Raw genomic sequence first — 14,755 nt, forward strand, 5'->3', positions numbered from 1 at the left:
AATTTAGCCCTTTAAATATACGACTAAAAAATTTTTGAATTAAATAATTATAACAACGGAGCCCAAAGCCTGCAATAAGCTTCTTTTAAACGTTCTAATTTACCTCTGTTTTTCCATTGGTCATAGTCCATACACAAAGAATCATCCAAATCGTTTAAATACATCTGTTTTGCTTTTAAAGCTTGTTCTTTACTGTAGATTAAAGCATTAATTTCGAAGTTAATATTGAAGCTTCTATAATCCATATTACAAGTACCAATGGTTGTAAAGACATTATCAATAACCATTGTTTTTGCATGAGTAAATCCTTTTTTGTACCTGTAAACCTTAACATTGGCATCAAACAATTGTTCTAAATAAGAGTTTGTTGCATGTTGTGCTATCCAAGAGTCTGATTTATCTGGTATTAAAATCCTAACATCTACTCCGCTTTTTGAAGCCACTTGCATTGCGGTTATAATTTGATCATTAGGAATAAAATAAGGTGTCGCTATATACACGTATTTTTCTGCAGTTACTATTGAGAAGAAAATAGCTTCCATAATGTTTGCCCAATCGGTATCAGGACCACTAGCAGCAATTTGAATTGGAGTAATGGTTTCTGTTTTATTTTTTGGAAAATAGGTTTGATTTAGCTCTATTTTTTTATCTGAAACAAAATTCCAATTAGTTAAAAATTGAACTTGAAGTGTAAATACAGCTTCACCTGTAATTCTAAGATGTGTATCTCTCCAATACTTTTTGTTTTCTGGATAATTCACATAAGTGTCCGAAACATTTATTCCTCCTACATAACCAATTTCGCCATCAATAATCACTATTTTTCGGTGATCTCGGTAATTCATTTTACCAGTAAATTTTGGAAATAATACTGGCATAAACGGATGATGCTCTATTGAAGATTGCGTAAGCCTTCTTTTCATTTTAGATGAAATTTTGCTTCCTACATCATCATAACTAAGTTTAATTTTAACACCTTGATCTGCTTTTTTAAGTAGTAATTCTAAAAATCTTGTACCAATTTTATCGTCTTTTAAAATATAATACTCTACATGAATATGCTGCTTTGCTGACTCTATATCTTTGAAGAGCTTTTCAAATTTATTTTCACCATTAATTATAATTTCAACATCGTTATACTGTGTTAACGGTGATTTATCATTTTTTTGAAGTAGTTGAACTAAACGTATTTGATCTTCTTCTGCTTCTGCTTCATAAAAAGTTAAAGCTTCGGGTTTTATTTCTAATTTATCTTCAATAGATTGTATTAATTCATTATTTAAAATGTCTTTTTTATTGAAGATTTTATTTTTTCTATACTCTTGACCAAACAGATAATAAACGATTAAACCAAAAAAAGGAAACACTAACAATACAATAATGTATGTTAGTGTTTTTGTAGGATTTATAGATTTAAATAGAATGGTAACAACTGCAATTAGTGCCAATATATAGTTTAGCGTAATTGCTATTGTCCACCAATGTGATTGTAAAAACTCTATCATTTAAGGTTGTATGTTATAATAACCTTCTTTAGGCAATTCTATAAAATATTGCTTTCTTGATTTATTATTTAAATGCGGCTCTCTTAACCAAGGATTGTGTAGTTTTAAAATTTTATAGTTTATACCAAACTGCTTTGCAAAACCAGCAAAATCTGTAACCGCTGTATCTACTTCTACTAAATATGTTGGTACTTTAGAGTATAAGTCTTTATCTCTAAAATTAAAACCATATTTTGAAGGGTTTGATAAAATTTCTTTTAAAGCTAAAATCCTAAATACATAACGACCAGTTTCTTCACCTAACAACAAATCGTAATAACCTTTAACTTGTTGTGCATCTAACCTTCTTTTTATACCTGCATTACCAGCGTTATAAGCTGCAGCTGCAAGTGTCCAACTACCTAAATTTTCTTTTGCTTTTTTTAGATAATCGCAAGCTACTTCTGTTGCTTTTTCTAAGTGGTATCTTTCATCTACGTTACTATTAACTTCTAACCCATGTTCACGACCTGTAGCTCTCATAATCTGCCAAAATCCACTTGCTCCAGCTGGTGATTTTGCATTGGTTAAACCACTTTCTATAACTGCTAGATATTTAAAGTCATCAGGCACACCATGTTTTGCTAAAATAGGTTCTATTATAGGAAAGTATTTTTTAGCTCTTTTAAACATTAATAGACCGTTAGATTGCCAATAGGTATTTACTAAAAGCTCTCTATCCATTCGTTCTAAAATATCAGGATTTGATAATGGTACTTCTTCGCCTGCAAAATCCATATAATCTGGAACTTGTAATGCGTATACGTTATAGTCGTTTATAAGTTTTTTTGTGAAATTTTCGTCTGTTGGCGCTTCTTGCATAGCATTGATAGATAATGCGCCAATAGCGACTAAACCAACTGCTGCTAATGTGTTTTTAACTAACTTCATCTTCATTATTTCTTTTTCTAAATTTAAAAATTTTATTTGATTTTTTATTAATTACCTAGGATTAGTTTTGGTAAATTTTCGTTAAACCATTTATACTTATTTATAATCATAATGTGTGTTCCGCCTTTAATTTTTGTACAATTTGATATGTAAGAACACGGAAACACCATATCATTATCGCCATGTATGTGTATGGCTTCTGGTATTGCTTGATCTTGTTCCCAACATATTACTTGCTCTATTGCCCAATCTAAATATGCTTTATCACTAACAGATAGGTATTTTTTATACAACTCTACACGTTTTGTAATAGTTTCTCCAAAAGCATATTTTGCTAATAAATCTATATTACCCATTAATTGCGTAGGAAGCAATTTATAAGCTTTAGTTACTTTAAGCAACTTCATACGTTTTGGCAGCTCATGTTTAGTCTTAACGCTAGAAACAACAAATAATTTTCTTACACTAATATGTTTACTCATTTCTTGCACTAAAATACCTCCAAAAGACACGCCTAAAAGTACAGGGTTTTCATGCTTTACTTCTTCGCACATACGTTTGGCATAATCTTGTAGAGTTTCTTTTTTAAAAGGCATTTTCCACGATAACCAAAAAATTTCAAACTGATCTTCGGGTAATTTTATATATTCAAAAATTGTAGGATTTGCCGCCATACCTGGCATTAAGTAAACTGGTATTAACTGCTGACTCATAAGCTTTTAACAACTTAAACAACTATTGTTGTTATTATTTTTTGTAAATTTGTAGTATAAAACTAAAAAATAGTTTGGTACTATTTTTGAAACTTCCTTGATAATTAATAAAACTTTATAAATATGATTGATGCAGCTGAGCTGATTGACAACGATTTTTTACGTCAATTTGAACTGAAAATAGATGATCATTTTGCTAAAATTGAGTATTCTCTTCAAGAAAAAAAGATTTTTTTAACCAAGTTAATTGTTCCTGATGCACTTGATAATGACGAGTTTAAAACAGATTTTATTAAAATAGTTTTTGATAATATTGAAGAGCGCAACTTAAGTGTTGTCCCTACAAGTCCTTACATTGCTAAATTTATTAGAAAAAACCGCCAATTTAAAAGGTTATTACCTGTTGGTGTAAGAATCTAATTAGGTTTAATTTAACTTAAAAACAAAACATCCGAAGTTAATCACTTCGGATGTTTTGTTTTATATCACTTCTACGTTTACAAAATCGAATCTTACTAAACCGTCTGTATCTATTTTAGTAAGCTGGACTTGATGAAGCGTATTGACTAATTCTGGGTTCCATGGTACTTTAACCTTGACATAATTTTCTGTAAAGCCATGTATGTAACCTTCTTTATTTTCTGATTCAAAAAGTACGGTTCTTTTTGTACCTATTTGTGACTCGTAAAATGCACGACGCTTTTTAACGCTTAATCCTCGTAACATTTTACTTCGTTTTGATCTTACTTTTTTAGGCACAACGCCATCCATTGTAGCTGCTACTGTATTTTCTCTTTCAGAATATGTAAATACGTGTAAGTATGAAATATCTAATTCGTTTAAAAAATTGTAGGTTTCTAAAAAGTGCTCATCCGTTTCTCCAGGAAAACCAACAATAACATCTACACCAATACAAGCATGTGGCATCACTTTTTTGATTTGTTCTACACGATCTACATACAATTCTCTTAAATAACGACGTCTCATTTTTTTAAGCATATCGTTACTTCCGCTTTGTAGCGGAATATGAAAATGTGGCACAAACGTTTTACTTTGGGCTACAAAATCTATCGTTTCATTTTTAAGCAAATTAGGTTCTATGGAGGAGATACGTAAACGCTCTATACCTTCAACTTCATCTAAAGCTTGTACTAATTCGTAAAATGTGTGTTCGTGTTTTTTATTACCAAATTCGCCTTTACCATAATCTCCAATGTTTACTCCTGTTAAGACAATTTCTTTGATATTTCTTTCTGAAATCTCTTTAGCATTTTTTAGTACATTTTCTAAAGTATCACTTCGTGAAATACCACGTGCTAAAGGAATTGTACAATATGTACATTTGTAATCACAACCATCTTGTACTTTTAAAAAAGCACGTGTTCTGTCACCTATTGAGTAACTTCCAACGTAAAAATCAGCTTCTTCTATTTCGCAAGAGTGTACTTCGCCAAAATCATTTTTTGACAAATCGTTTAGGTAATCTGTAATCTTAAATTTTTCTGTAGCACCAAGCACTAAATCTACTCCATTTACGTCTGCTAATTCTTGTGGCTTTAACTGCGCATAACAACCTACAGCAGCAATAAAAGCTTCTGGATTTGCTTTTTGTGCTTGCTTTACTATGGTTTTAAAACGTTTATCTGCATTTTCGGTTACAGAGCATGTATTTATAACATAAATATCTGCTTCATCATTAAAGTCTACACGTTCAAAACCTTCGTCTTTAAAGGAGCGTGCAATGGTTGATGTTTCAGAAAAATTAAGTTTACAACCTAAAGTATAAAAGCCAACTTTCTTTTTGTTATTCAATGCAATTCGTGTTTATGCTAAGTAAGTTTTGTTATATTTACCTAGTGCTATTAAAATTTGTGGCTGCAAAAATACGTAATTTTTCCTGCTATAAAAAGCGTTTAAACCTTTAAAATCAATATGTCTACATTAGAAAAAAGACTACAAGAAGTCTATCGTTTTTTTGAAAATAAAGATACTGTTTTAGGCTACAGAAAACTTATGGATTGTGCTTTAGACACACAAAACTTAGAGATTTATAATCAAATTATTGAAGTTACCGATTGGAAATCTAAACATCCTGATAACGAAAGCGAGTTTATAACTAAATGCTTGAAGGCTTTAGAGGACATTTCTAAAATTCCTATTGAGGTTTACAACAATTTTAAACCTATTGTCACAGCAACAAACATCACTAAAAGTTATGGTTCTAATAGTTTTAGTTTGGGACCTATTAATCTTTCTATAAAAAAAGGAAACGTGTATGGTTTAGTTGGTGAAAATGGAAACGGAAAAACAACACTTTTACGTGTACTTGCTAAAGAGTTAAAGCATACTTCTGGTAATTTAAACTATGATTTTGATAGTAAAGTAAATACCGATTTTGAACTAAGATCTAAATTAGTTTACATACCGCAACGTACCCAAAAATGGTACGGTAGCTTAAAAGACAACTTAAAATTTGTGTTGTCTAATTATGGAATTAGTCCCGAAGAAAATGAAACAAGAGTTTTAATGATGATTTGTAGACTTGGTCTTTGGGATTACAAACATTTAAAATGGAGCGAGTTATCTTCTGGTTACAAAATGCGTTTTGAACTTGCAAGAACTTTATTGCGTCAACCAGAATTACTATTACTTGACGAGCCGTTAGCAAACCTTGATGTTTTAGCACAACAAGTTATTTTAGAAGATTTAAAATCTATTTGCAACTCATTAAATCATCCTATTGCTCTGATTTTAAGCTCTCAGCAATTATATGAAGTTGAAAAAGTTTCGGATAAAGTTATTTATTTAAAAAACGGAAAATACACTGATAATAACAATTCTGAAACTGAAGAAACAGCAGAAAAAAATCAACTAATTATAGAAATTGATTGTAATTGCGAACGTGAAAAACTTCAGCAAATTTTTAATCCTTTACAACTTGAAAAATTGGTTTTTAATGGCGGAATTTATGTAGCATATTTTGATGCTAACACTCAATTTTATCAAGTTTTAGAAGCGCTAGGTAATCATCAAATTGATGTAACCTATACCAGAAACATAACTAAATCTACTAGACGTTTTTTTGTATCCTAATCTCTATTATTCAAAATGCAGCAATTCATTTCTAAAATAAATAAATATTTAATCGAGCGTCATCCAACATTATGGAACACCAAAGTAGTTTGGATGTTAGGTGCTTCTTTAATTATTCATATTCTATTCTTTTTATTTGGTTTAATTACATTAACAAACCCAGAAAGCTTACAAAATAGAGGCGCCGAAACTATCTTTTTTGATAATGGCGCAATTTTCTTTAGCATGATGATTTCTGTAGTTATGCTAGTACTTTGGCTAGTATTTATGTTTAAAAACAATGCGTTTAAAAACTACTATCCAACAACTGCTTTTAAGCTATTTAAGCAATTTGTATTATACTTCATTATCATATTTTTTTCGATAACCTTCTACTTCTCGTATAATTTTGGTTTAAAGACATATATCGTCAATAAATATCCTGATAACATTACTAAAAATGAAGTTTTAACTGCTAATAAGGCTAGTGTATTTTTATCGCACTCTTTAAAAAATTATACTGTAGACCGACTAGTTTATCCTAAACCTTTTGATTCTTTACATTGTGAAACTGAATACTCTAAAATTGATTTAGATAAACCTTATCTTGATTTTTTAGGAAAAAAATATCAGTTTTATAACTTAAAATTTGTCTCTTATTATGATAGTGACAAACCTATTCATTACAACGTAAAAGGCTACGTGTATTATAAGCATAAAGACACTACCACAATATATGCTTATAAAGATTCTGTTGTAGATGTTTCTGCATATTTAAAATCTGCTAAACCAAATTATTACAACTATTCCAAAATATTTTACAGTTATGGTAAAGACGATGTAGATTATTTATACTCTAGATATGAATACAATCCTTTAGACGATAGATATGGAAATGTGTCTAAAAAACAATTAGTACAAAAAGGAAATTTTGATTTATTAAACAGAAATAACCCAGATGAAATAAAACAGTTGTTAAACGATTTTTTAGAAGTATCTAAAAAGTATAGAATAAAAACAAATTTAGACACAGACAACTGGTTTAAAATGGTTTACAATCCAACAGATTTTGAGGTAAAACACCTTATAAGCAACAGAGATTATCCTTACAAAAAAAGCTATAGGTCTAACATAGATCGATCTGATTTTGAAATCTATCAAGATAAAATAATGACTAACAAGTTTTTTGACTCAGATCATCTTAAAATTGTGTTTGAAAACTTAGACGATATAAAAAACAAAACTATTATAGATGCTAGTATTCATGCTTTTATTTGGATAGCATTTGCAATTGCATTACTTATATTCTGTTTTAGAGTAACCAGTTTAAAATCTGTTTTATTTACTATTGTTAGCGGTATATTACTTACTATTTTTATATCATTAGTAGCAGCTGCTATAGGCTTTACCTCAAGAAGTGGTGGTATTGATTTTGAATACTTTATGATGTATTTTATTTTATTTATTGCATCCATTATAATAATTATTGGTCTATTTGGAGTCACTAAATTAAAAAAGCTAGTAGGCAGTATTTTTATCAATCTAACATTGTCTGGATTTGTCGCTTACGTACTATTAATTATGGCAATTATTACATCACACCAAAGCGATGCGTGTCGCTTAAAATTTCCTGATTATTCTGAAAGAACTGAAAATTGCTTTGTTCTATTAAGAGACTTAGATTTGTGGTCAAGTTTAATTTTATTTGTTGTTGGTATTGTTTTTACTTACTTATATTGCAATACTATCTTAAAATGGAGAGCTACACCAGAAAATTAATCAATGAAACACTTATTATATTTTAGCTTTAGTTTACTACTGTTTTGGTCTTGTAATTCGACTAAAAAAGATAATAAAGACCATTTAGTTTTTAGATATAATGAACACAAAAATATAGGATCTTTAGATCCCGCATTTGCTAAAGACAATGCAGATATTTGGGCTATTAATCAACTATTTAATGGTTTAGTTGAGATGAATGATAACTTAAAAGTCATACCAAGTATTGCAAAAAAATGGACGGTTTCTCAAGATGGTTTAACTTACAGGTTTGTATTAAGAAAAGACGTTTATTTTCATAAACATAAGTTGTTTAAAAAAGACAGCACAAGAACTGTAAAAGCACAAGATTTTGAATATAGTTTTAACCGAATTTTAGATCCAAAAGTAGCCTCTTCCGGTCGTTGGGTTTTTAATAAAGTAGAAAGCTTTAAAGCTGAAAACGATAGTATTTTTACTATAAAACTAAAGCAACCTTTTCCTGCATTTTTAGGCTTACTAACTATAAAGTACTGCAGCGTAGTCCCTAAAGAAATTGTAGAACATTATGGCACCAACTTTAGATCTAACCCAATTGGCACTGGTCCATTTAAATTTAAACGTTGGGAAGAAAATATAAAGTTAGTTTTTAGAAAAAACAATAACTATTTTGAAACTGATGCTAAAGGCAAACAATTACCATATTTAGAAGCTGTAGCTATAACTTTTTTACCAGATAAGCAAAGTGAATTTATGCAATTTGCACAAGGTAATCTAGATTTTTTAAACAGCTTGGATGCTTCTTATCAAGATGAAATTTTAACAACAAAAGGCGAACTTAGAGACAAATACATCAAAACTGTAAACATCATTAAAGGTCCTTATTTAAATACGGAATATTTAGCCTTTTTTATGGATAGTGAAAAAGATGAAATTAACTCAAAAAATTTAAGATTAGCAATTAATTACGGTTTTGACAGAAAAAAAATGATAACCTATTTACGTAACGGAATAGGCATACCCGCAAATGGTGGATTTATCCCAAAAGGTTTACCAGGTTATAATAAAAATACTGGTTTTGAATATAACCCAGAAAAAGCAAAGCAACTTATTGAAGACTACAAAACACAAACTGGCAATTTAAACCCAGAAATAACAATTACTACAACAAGTAATTACCTTAATTTTTGTGAATATATACAAAGAGAATTAACAAAAATAGGACTTATTGTCAATGTAGATGTAATACCAGCTTCAACTTTAAAAGAAGGTAAAGCAAATGGTAAATTAGAATTATTTAGAGCAAGTTGGGTTGCAGATTATCCTGATGCACAAAATTATTTATCATTGTTTTACAGTGAAAACTTTGCGCCAAACGGACCAAATTACACACACTTTAAAGATGAAACTTTTGACACTTGGTACACGCAATCTTTTTTAGAATCTAATGTAGATGAACGTGCTAAGCTATATTCTAAAATGGATAGTTTAGTTTTAAAAGAAGCACCTATTGTACCTTTATATTATGATGAAGTGGTAAGATTTACCCAAAAAAAAGTTTCAGGTATAGGCAATAATCCTATAAATTTATTACAATTGAAAAGGGTTAAAAAAGAACTTTAAATTCTGAATTTTGGCTTTTCTTCTTCTTTTTCTTCCTCTATTGATTTGCCAATATCTTCTATACTTTGAATTGGTTCTGGTTTATTTTGCTCGAAGTTTTTCTTTAATAAGTAATGAAACAAGGCTACGGTACCAAGACCAAATGGTATCGCAATCAAGGTCATTAACAAAGTATTTTCCCAATCTATATACCAACCAAAAACCTCGCTTAAAACACCAATAATAACACCACCTATTATTGATCCTGCATAATAGCTTATTACTCCTAAAACAGCATACAACCACTTGTTTTTATTATAAGCTTCAGCTAATTTGATAAAATGTTTTCCTATAAATATAATTAAAATTATTCCTAACATTATTTTACTTTATTCATTAATTAAAACCGTCTCTTTTATTATACCAAGCACTACAAGATATTGAAATAATCCGTAAAATAACATTACAGAATACTGATTAAGACCAAAGTTTTGATTGTAAAACGATTGTAATACCGATATAGAATCTGAAAACACACTACATACAACACCTGCAAAAACTAAATAAAAACTTAAACTATTTACTACATCATACCTTAGATAAGCAAATAAGAAGATTAACATAGACACAAAAAAATAAAGTAAAACAGGTATAAAGAAGTCTCCTAAATTGTCAAAAACTAAAGTAGCAATAAAGACAATATATATAAAAAGGATAGTTAGAAAAGGAAATAACCTTTTAATTTTAAAGTCTTTTTGATTAGAAAACCTTACTGTGTAAGCTATTTTACCTAACATAAAACAGAATAAACCCGTAAGGTATATTGTCTCATATTCATAGAAAATTAGAAAAAAATCTCCCAAAAGAAAAGCAAACAAACCTGCTAAAAAAATTTTATCTTTTAATAGCTTAATTGGTTTATTATGTTGAAAGAAAAAAACAATAAGTAATGTAAGTAAAGATAATTTTGTAAAAATTCTTACATAAAAAAAATCAGATATATTTTTAAAAATTATATCTAAGAATAATATAAAGAAATAAACGAAAGTAAAATATTTAATATTTACAAAAGCTGTCATAAATTATTACAAATAGCGTTTGCAATATAGAATAATTATACGGCTATCACAATAATTTAAAACTAAAAACAAACAATAATCAACTAGTTACTAGAGTGTTATTTTCTTTTAGTATACCTAAAACAATTAGATATTGTGATAAACTATAGAAGAGCATAATTGTATACTTATGATAAAAAAAGCTTGGATCATAAAAAGATTTTAAAAAGGCTATACTATCGGATACCATAGAGAATAAAACACCTATTAAGACCAAATAATAGCTTAAATTATTCACTTCATTTTTTCTTAAATAAGCTATTTGACCTAGCAATAGTACCACAAATAAGTATATTAAAGTAGGTATAAAATATAAGCCTAATTTACTGTAAATAAAATTCATCATCAAGCTCATGTAAATAAAGCAAAACAGCAAAAAAGGGAGTAGATTTTTTATATAAAAGTCTTTTTTATTTCTAAATCTAACAATATAAAATGCTTTTGCTATCCCAAAAAAAACACCTCCAATAGCAAAAGATTTTGTAGTATTTTCTCCTACTAAAACTAAATCTCCAATAATAAAACTAAATAAAGCTAATAGTACTAATCTGTAATTAAATACACTTTTTTCTTTTTGATTAACTATATAAAATAGTAGTAAAATTAAGATTAAAAGTGTCTTAGAAATATATCTAAAAGGGAAACGAAACTGAGAATTTTTAATAAAAGTATCAATAATAAATACTAAAAAGTATAGCAAAGTAAATAACTTTACATCCTTAAATATTAGTTTCATAAACTTGGGGCAGTTTTAAGTATATCCAATATTAAAATACTTTTTTATTAAATGCAAAATTTTTAGATAATCTTAGTCTTTTCTATATTTTTTTGTAATTTCAAAAACATGTTCTAAAATAGCTTTATCTTGTAATGTAAACTCTATATTTCTTCTAGACATTACTACTTCTGCTACTTCAAAAGCTTTTTTAGTTAAATATGTAGAAAACCCAGATGCTCCGCCCCAACTATAGCTTGGTACAAAATTTCTTGGGAAGCCACTTCCAAAAATATTAGCATTGACACCTACAACTGTTCCTGTGTTAAACATTGTATTTATGCCACATTTACTATGATCACCCATCATTAAACCACAAAACTGAAGTCCAGTTCTAGCAAAACGCTCGGTATCATAATCCCAAAGTCTTACTTCTGCATAGTTATTTTTTAAATTAGAATTATTACTATCTGCACCAAGATTACACCATTCGCCTAAAACAGAGTTACCTAAAAACCCATCGTGTCCTTTATTAGAATACCCAAATAGTACACTGTTATTAACTTCTCCTCCTACTTTAGAAAATGGACCAATGGTAGTAGGACCGTAAATTTTAGCTCCTAATTTAATAGTAGCATTATCACACAAAGCTAACGGACCTCTAATGATTGAGCCTTCCATAATTTCGGCATTTTTACCAATATAAATTGGTCCAGAACTAGCGTTTAATGTTGTAAATTCTAGCTTAGCGCCTTCTTCTATAAATATATTTTCTGGTGCAATTACGTTATTACTTAATGGTATTGGTTGCGATGTACGGTCATTAGTCAATAAATCAAAATCTTGTTGTATCGCTTCTCCGTTTTTAGAAAAAATATCCCAAGTATGCTCTATTTGTAGTATATCGTTGTCAAATTCTATCGCTTCAAACTTATCAAAATCTATATCCTCTTCGGCTTCTGTAGTAAAAAAAGCAATAACGTCTTCATCTTTAAAAATTGCTTGATTTTTTTCAAGACCAATTATTAATTCTATTAATTCTGGGTTTGGTAAATATGACGCATTAAGCATAATATTTTCTTCCATTTCTACCATGGGATATTTGTCCGACAAATAATCTTCGGTTACAGTAGTTGTGGTTGTTTTAAGATACTGTTCCCATTTTTCTCTAATGGTCAAAATACCTACGCGTATATCTGCAACTGGTCTTGTATATGTAAATGGTAGTAATTGGTTTCTTACTGGTCCGTCAAATAGAATATAATTCATGGTAACTTTTAATGATTAAAGTATAAAAATAGCTTAATTAGAGGTAACAAAAAAGCCTTTCAAAAAATATTGAAAGGCTTTTAATATATGATTGCGTCTAAACTTATTTTTTAAATTTAGCGTATTTGTTTTTGAATTTATCGATACGTCCAGCTGTATCAATTAATTTAGTCTTACCAGTGTAAAAAGGGTGAGATGTTCTAGAAATTTCCATTTTAATTAATGGATACTCAACACCATCAACTTCTAAAGTTTCATTAGTATTTGCAGTAGATTTTGTTATAAAAACATCTTCATTAGACATGTCTTTAAATGCTACTAATCTATAATTTTCTGGATGTATACCTTTTTTCATCGCTTAATGCTTTTGTGTCTTTACTAAATTCGAGGTGCAAATTTAAGCATTTTTTACAAATCAACAACAAATTTATCAAAATTTTTTATTTCATTTTTTATGTAACAATTTGTTGTAAAATTATACTAACTTACAAATACTAACTTAAATCAAAATATTATGGAAAAAACTATTAAATCTATTGCATCTAATTATGGATTGTATTTAGGGCTTTTTATCGCTGTTGTATACGTTGTATCGTATGCTGTTAATCTTGAATTACTAACAAATCCATTTGTAGGAATAGCAATGCTTTTAGCTATTATTATTTTTGGTATTATATCTATAGTAAACTCTAAAAAGGCTCAAAATGGTTTTATATCATTTAAAGAAGCTTTTACATCTTACTTCATAACGGTATTAATTGGATTAATTGTTGCTAGCGTGGTAGCCATAGTTCTTTTCAATGTTATTGATCCTGATGCTGCTATAACTTTAAAGGAAAAAACTATTGAAGGAACAGCAGAAATGATGAGAAACTGGAATGCACCAGAAGAATCAATTGTTGAAACCGTTGAAAAAATGCGTGAACAACCAAACCAATTTAGTATTGGTAGTGTATTACAGTCTTTAGTTATCCAACTTGTTATATTTAGTATAATTGGTTTAATAGCTGCATTAATCATGAAAAAATCTGATGATAACGCATAATAATTCTATATTTGAAATAATTTTCAAGTTGAATTATGGATATATCAGTAGTCATACCACTACTTAACGAACAAGAATCTTTAACAGAGTTACACCATTGGATTTCATCAGTCATGAAATCCAATGGTTTTTCTTATGAAATTCTTTTTATAGACGATGGTAGCACAGACCAATCCTGGCAAACCATTTGCACTTTAAAAGAGCAAGATAAAAATGTAAAAGGAATTAGATTTTTAAAAAACTTTGGAAAATCTCAAGCATTACATGCAGGCTTTGCCCAAGCTAAAGGTGATGTAATAATCACTATGGATGCAGATTTACAAGACAATCCAGAAGAAATACCAGAACTTTACAACTTAATTACTAAACAAAAATTTGACCTTGTTTCTGGTTGGAAAAAGAAACGTTTTGATAATAAATTTACCAAAAACTTACCTTCTAAGCTTTTTAATTGGGCTGCAAGAAAAACATCTGGTGTTAAATTAAATGACTTTAATTGCGGACTAAAAGCCTACAATAAAAACGTAGTAAAAAACATAGACGTTAATGGCGAGATGCACCGTTACATACCTGTACTTGCTAAAAATGCTGGCTTTACCAAAATTGGTGAAAAAGTCGTACAACATCAAGCCAGAAAATATGGAGAAACTAAATTTGGTATGGACCGTTTTATTAACGGTTTTTTAGACTTAATAACCATTTGGTTTATATCTAGATTTGGAAAAAGACCTATGCACTTATTTGGTGCTTTAGGTGTTATTATGTTTATTGTTGGTTTTGGTTTTGCTGTATATTTAGGTATTGATAAGCTATTTTTTAATCCAACAGGAAGATTAATTACACAACGACCTCAATTTTACATTTCACTTACAACAATGATTTTAGGATCTCAGTTTTTTATAGCTGGTTTTTTAGGAGAAATTATTTTACGTCAAAACGCAAACAAAAAACGCTATTTAATTAAAGAATCTTTAAATTTAAAAGAGTAAAAACTTTAGCATTTTGTAAATGCTTACTTTTGTATATAA

At 28.9% G+C, this 14,755-nt stretch carries 15 protein-coding genes; 6 read left to right on the forward strand and 9 right to left on the reverse strand.

Going from position 1 to position 14,755, the window contains the following annotated elements:
* Positions 1 to 47: 47 nt before the first annotated feature.
* From cls to INR78_RS00505, 3 genes are read right to left on the reverse strand one after another with little or no spacing between them, the layout of a single operon-like run.
* Entirely contained in the window at positions 48 to 1,505 is a 1,458-nt protein-coding gene (cls, locus tag INR78_RS00495; protein WP_223077028.1) for a cardiolipin synthase, read from the reverse strand.
* Positions 1,506 to 2,435, reverse strand: a complete 930-nt coding sequence (locus INR78_RS00500; protein ID WP_223077029.1) for a lytic transglycosylase domain-containing protein — start codon at positions 2,433 to 2,435, stop codon at positions 1,506 to 1,508. It abuts the gene before it with no gap.
* Positions 2,436 to 2,482: 47 nt separating this feature from the next.
* Entirely contained in the window at positions 2,483 to 3,148 is a 666-nt protein-coding gene (locus INR78_RS00505; protein ID WP_223077030.1) for an alpha/beta hydrolase, read from the reverse strand.
* A 123-nt stretch (positions 3,149 to 3,271) separates the two neighbouring features.
* Between INR78_RS00505 and INR78_RS00510 the strand changes: the two genes are divergently transcribed.
* Positions 3,272 to 3,568, forward strand: coding sequence for a GNAT family N-acetyltransferase (locus INR78_RS00510; RefSeq protein WP_181256104.1), 297 nt, complete (start codon positions 3,272 to 3,274; stop codon positions 3,566 to 3,568).
* A 60-nt stretch (positions 3,569 to 3,628) separates the two neighbouring features.
* On the opposite strand, the gene mtaB is transcribed toward INR78_RS00510, so the two are convergent.
* A complete protein-coding gene (mtaB, locus tag INR78_RS00515; RefSeq protein ID WP_223077031.1) occupies positions 3,629 to 4,960 on the reverse strand; it encodes a tRNA (N(6)-L-threonylcarbamoyladenosine(37)-C(2))-methylthiotransferase MtaB in 1,332 nt (443 codons plus the stop codon).
* A gap of 120 nt (positions 4,961 to 5,080) precedes the next feature.
* Here mtaB and INR78_RS00520 point away from each other — a divergent pair, with 120 nt between their 5' ends.
* Genes INR78_RS00520 through INR78_RS00530 form a run of 3 tightly spaced genes read left to right on the forward strand, consistent with a single transcriptional unit; the run spans position 5,081 to position 9,601 of the window.
* Complete coding sequence (locus INR78_RS00520; RefSeq protein ID WP_223077032.1) at positions 5,081 to 6,241, forward strand: ATP-binding cassette domain-containing protein; 1,161 nt, start codon at positions 5,081 to 5,083, stop codon at positions 6,239 to 6,241.
* 15 nt (positions 6,242 to 6,256) lie between these two features.
* Entirely contained in the window at positions 6,257 to 7,999 is a 1,743-nt protein-coding gene (locus tag INR78_RS00525; RefSeq protein ID WP_223077033.1) for a hypothetical protein, read from the forward strand.
* Between the two features lie 3 nt (positions 8,000 to 8,002).
* Positions 8,003 to 9,601 (forward strand): ABC transporter substrate-binding protein, encoded by a 1,599-nt coding sequence (locus INR78_RS00530; RefSeq protein WP_223077034.1) that lies wholly within the window; start codon positions 8,003 to 8,005, stop codon positions 9,599 to 9,601.
* Here the strand turns inward: INR78_RS00530 and INR78_RS00535 are convergent.
* The 5 genes from INR78_RS00535 to INR78_RS00555 form a co-directional block, all read right to left on the reverse strand.
* Positions 9,598 to 9,960 (reverse strand): hypothetical protein, encoded by a 363-nt coding sequence (locus tag INR78_RS00535; protein WP_106676914.1) that lies wholly within the window; start codon positions 9,958 to 9,960, stop codon positions 9,598 to 9,600. The two genes, INR78_RS00530 and INR78_RS00535, sit on opposite strands and share 4 nt — an antisense overlap.
* 9 nt (positions 9,961 to 9,969) lie before the next feature.
* Positions 9,970 to 10,659: a lysoplasmalogenase family protein gene (locus INR78_RS00540; protein WP_223077035.1), complete on the reverse strand. Its 690-nt coding sequence runs from the start codon at positions 10,657 to 10,659 to the stop codon at positions 9,970 to 9,972.
* Between the two features lie 79 nt (positions 10,660 to 10,738).
* Positions 10,739 to 11,434, reverse strand: a complete 696-nt coding sequence (locus INR78_RS00545; RefSeq protein ID WP_223077036.1) for a lysoplasmalogenase — start codon at positions 11,432 to 11,434, stop codon at positions 10,739 to 10,741.
* Between the two features lie 72 nt (positions 11,435 to 11,506).
* The gene (locus INR78_RS00550) at positions 11,507 to 12,682 is read right to left on the reverse strand and encodes a GlmU family protein (protein ID WP_223077037.1); all 1,176 of its coding nucleotides are present in this window, start codon (positions 12,680 to 12,682) and stop codon (positions 11,507 to 11,509) included.
* Between the two features lie 103 nt (positions 12,683 to 12,785).
* On the reverse strand, positions 12,786 to 13,037 hold the full coding sequence (locus INR78_RS00555) for a type B 50S ribosomal protein L31 (protein WP_027878633.1): 252 nt from the start codon (positions 13,035 to 13,037) through the stop codon (positions 12,786 to 12,788).
* A 159-nt stretch (positions 13,038 to 13,196) separates the two neighbouring features.
* On the opposite strand from INR78_RS00555, the gene INR78_RS00560 reads away from it, so the two are divergent.
* Together INR78_RS00560 and INR78_RS00565 are read left to right on the forward strand one after the other, a co-directional pair.
* Positions 13,197 to 13,727 (forward strand): DUF4199 domain-containing protein, encoded by a 531-nt coding sequence (locus tag INR78_RS00560; protein ID WP_223077038.1) that lies wholly within the window; start codon positions 13,197 to 13,199, stop codon positions 13,725 to 13,727.
* Positions 13,728 to 13,762: 35 nt separating this feature from the next.
* Positions 13,763 to 14,716, forward strand: a complete 954-nt coding sequence (locus INR78_RS00565) for a glycosyltransferase family 2 protein (RefSeq protein ID WP_027878631.1) — start codon at positions 13,763 to 13,765, stop codon at positions 14,714 to 14,716.
* Positions 14,717 to 14,755: the final 39 nt, after the last annotated feature.

This window comes from Mesoflavibacter sp. SCSIO 43206 (genome assembly GCF_019904215.1).
Lineage (GTDB): Bacteria > Bacteroidota > Bacteroidia > Flavobacteriales > Flavobacteriaceae > Mesoflavibacter > Mesoflavibacter zeaxanthinifaciens.

What these genes read in the sequence shown, in the direction of transcription:
- INR78_RS00500 (WP_223077029.1), bottom strand. Translation starts at nt 2,435, where the DNA reads ATGAAGTTAGTTAAAAACACATTAGCAGCAGTTGGTTTAGTCGCTATT.
- INR78_RS00545 (WP_223077036.1), bottom strand. Translation starts at nt 11,434, where the DNA reads ATGAAACTAATATTTAAGGATGTAAAGTTATTTACTTTGCTATACTTT.
- INR78_RS00510 (WP_181256104.1), top strand. Translation starts at nt 3,272, where the DNA reads ATGATTGATGCAGCTGAGCTGATTGACAACGATTTTTTACGTCAATTT.
- INR78_RS00505 (WP_223077030.1), bottom strand. Translation starts at nt 3,148, where the DNA reads ATGAGTCAGCAGTTAATACCAGTTTACTTAATGCCAGGTATGGCGGCA.
- INR78_RS00520 (WP_223077032.1), top strand. Translation starts at nt 5,081, where the DNA reads ATGTCTACATTAGAAAAAAGACTACAAGAAGTCTATCGTTTTTTTGAA.
- INR78_RS00560 (WP_223077038.1), top strand. Translation starts at nt 13,197, where the DNA reads ATGGAAAAAACTATTAAATCTATTGCATCTAATTATGGATTGTATTTA.
- cls (WP_223077028.1), bottom strand. Translation starts at nt 1,505, where the DNA reads ATGATAGAGTTTTTACAATCACATTGGTGGACAATAGCAATTACGCTA.
- INR78_RS00535 (WP_106676914.1), bottom strand. Translation starts at nt 9,960, where the DNA reads ATGTTAGGAATAATTTTAATTATATTTATAGGAAAACATTTTATCAAA.
- INR78_RS00525 (WP_223077033.1), top strand. Translation starts at nt 6,257, where the DNA reads ATGCAGCAATTCATTTCTAAAATAAATAAATATTTAATCGAGCGTCAT.
- INR78_RS00530 (WP_223077034.1), top strand. Translation starts at nt 8,003, where the DNA reads ATGAAACACTTATTATATTTTAGCTTTAGTTTACTACTGTTTTGGTCT.
- INR78_RS00565 (WP_027878631.1), top strand. Translation starts at nt 13,763, where the DNA reads ATGGATATATCAGTAGTCATACCACTACTTAACGAACAAGAATCTTTA.
- INR78_RS00540 (WP_223077035.1), bottom strand. Translation starts at nt 10,659, where the DNA reads ATGACAGCTTTTGTAAATATTAAATATTTTACTTTCGTTTATTTCTTT.
- INR78_RS00550 (WP_223077037.1), bottom strand. Translation starts at nt 12,682, where the DNA reads ATGAATTATATTCTATTTGACGGACCAGTAAGAAACCAATTACTACCA.
- INR78_RS00555 (WP_027878633.1), bottom strand. Translation starts at nt 13,037, where the DNA reads ATGAAAAAAGGTATACATCCAGAAAATTATAGATTAGTAGCATTTAAA.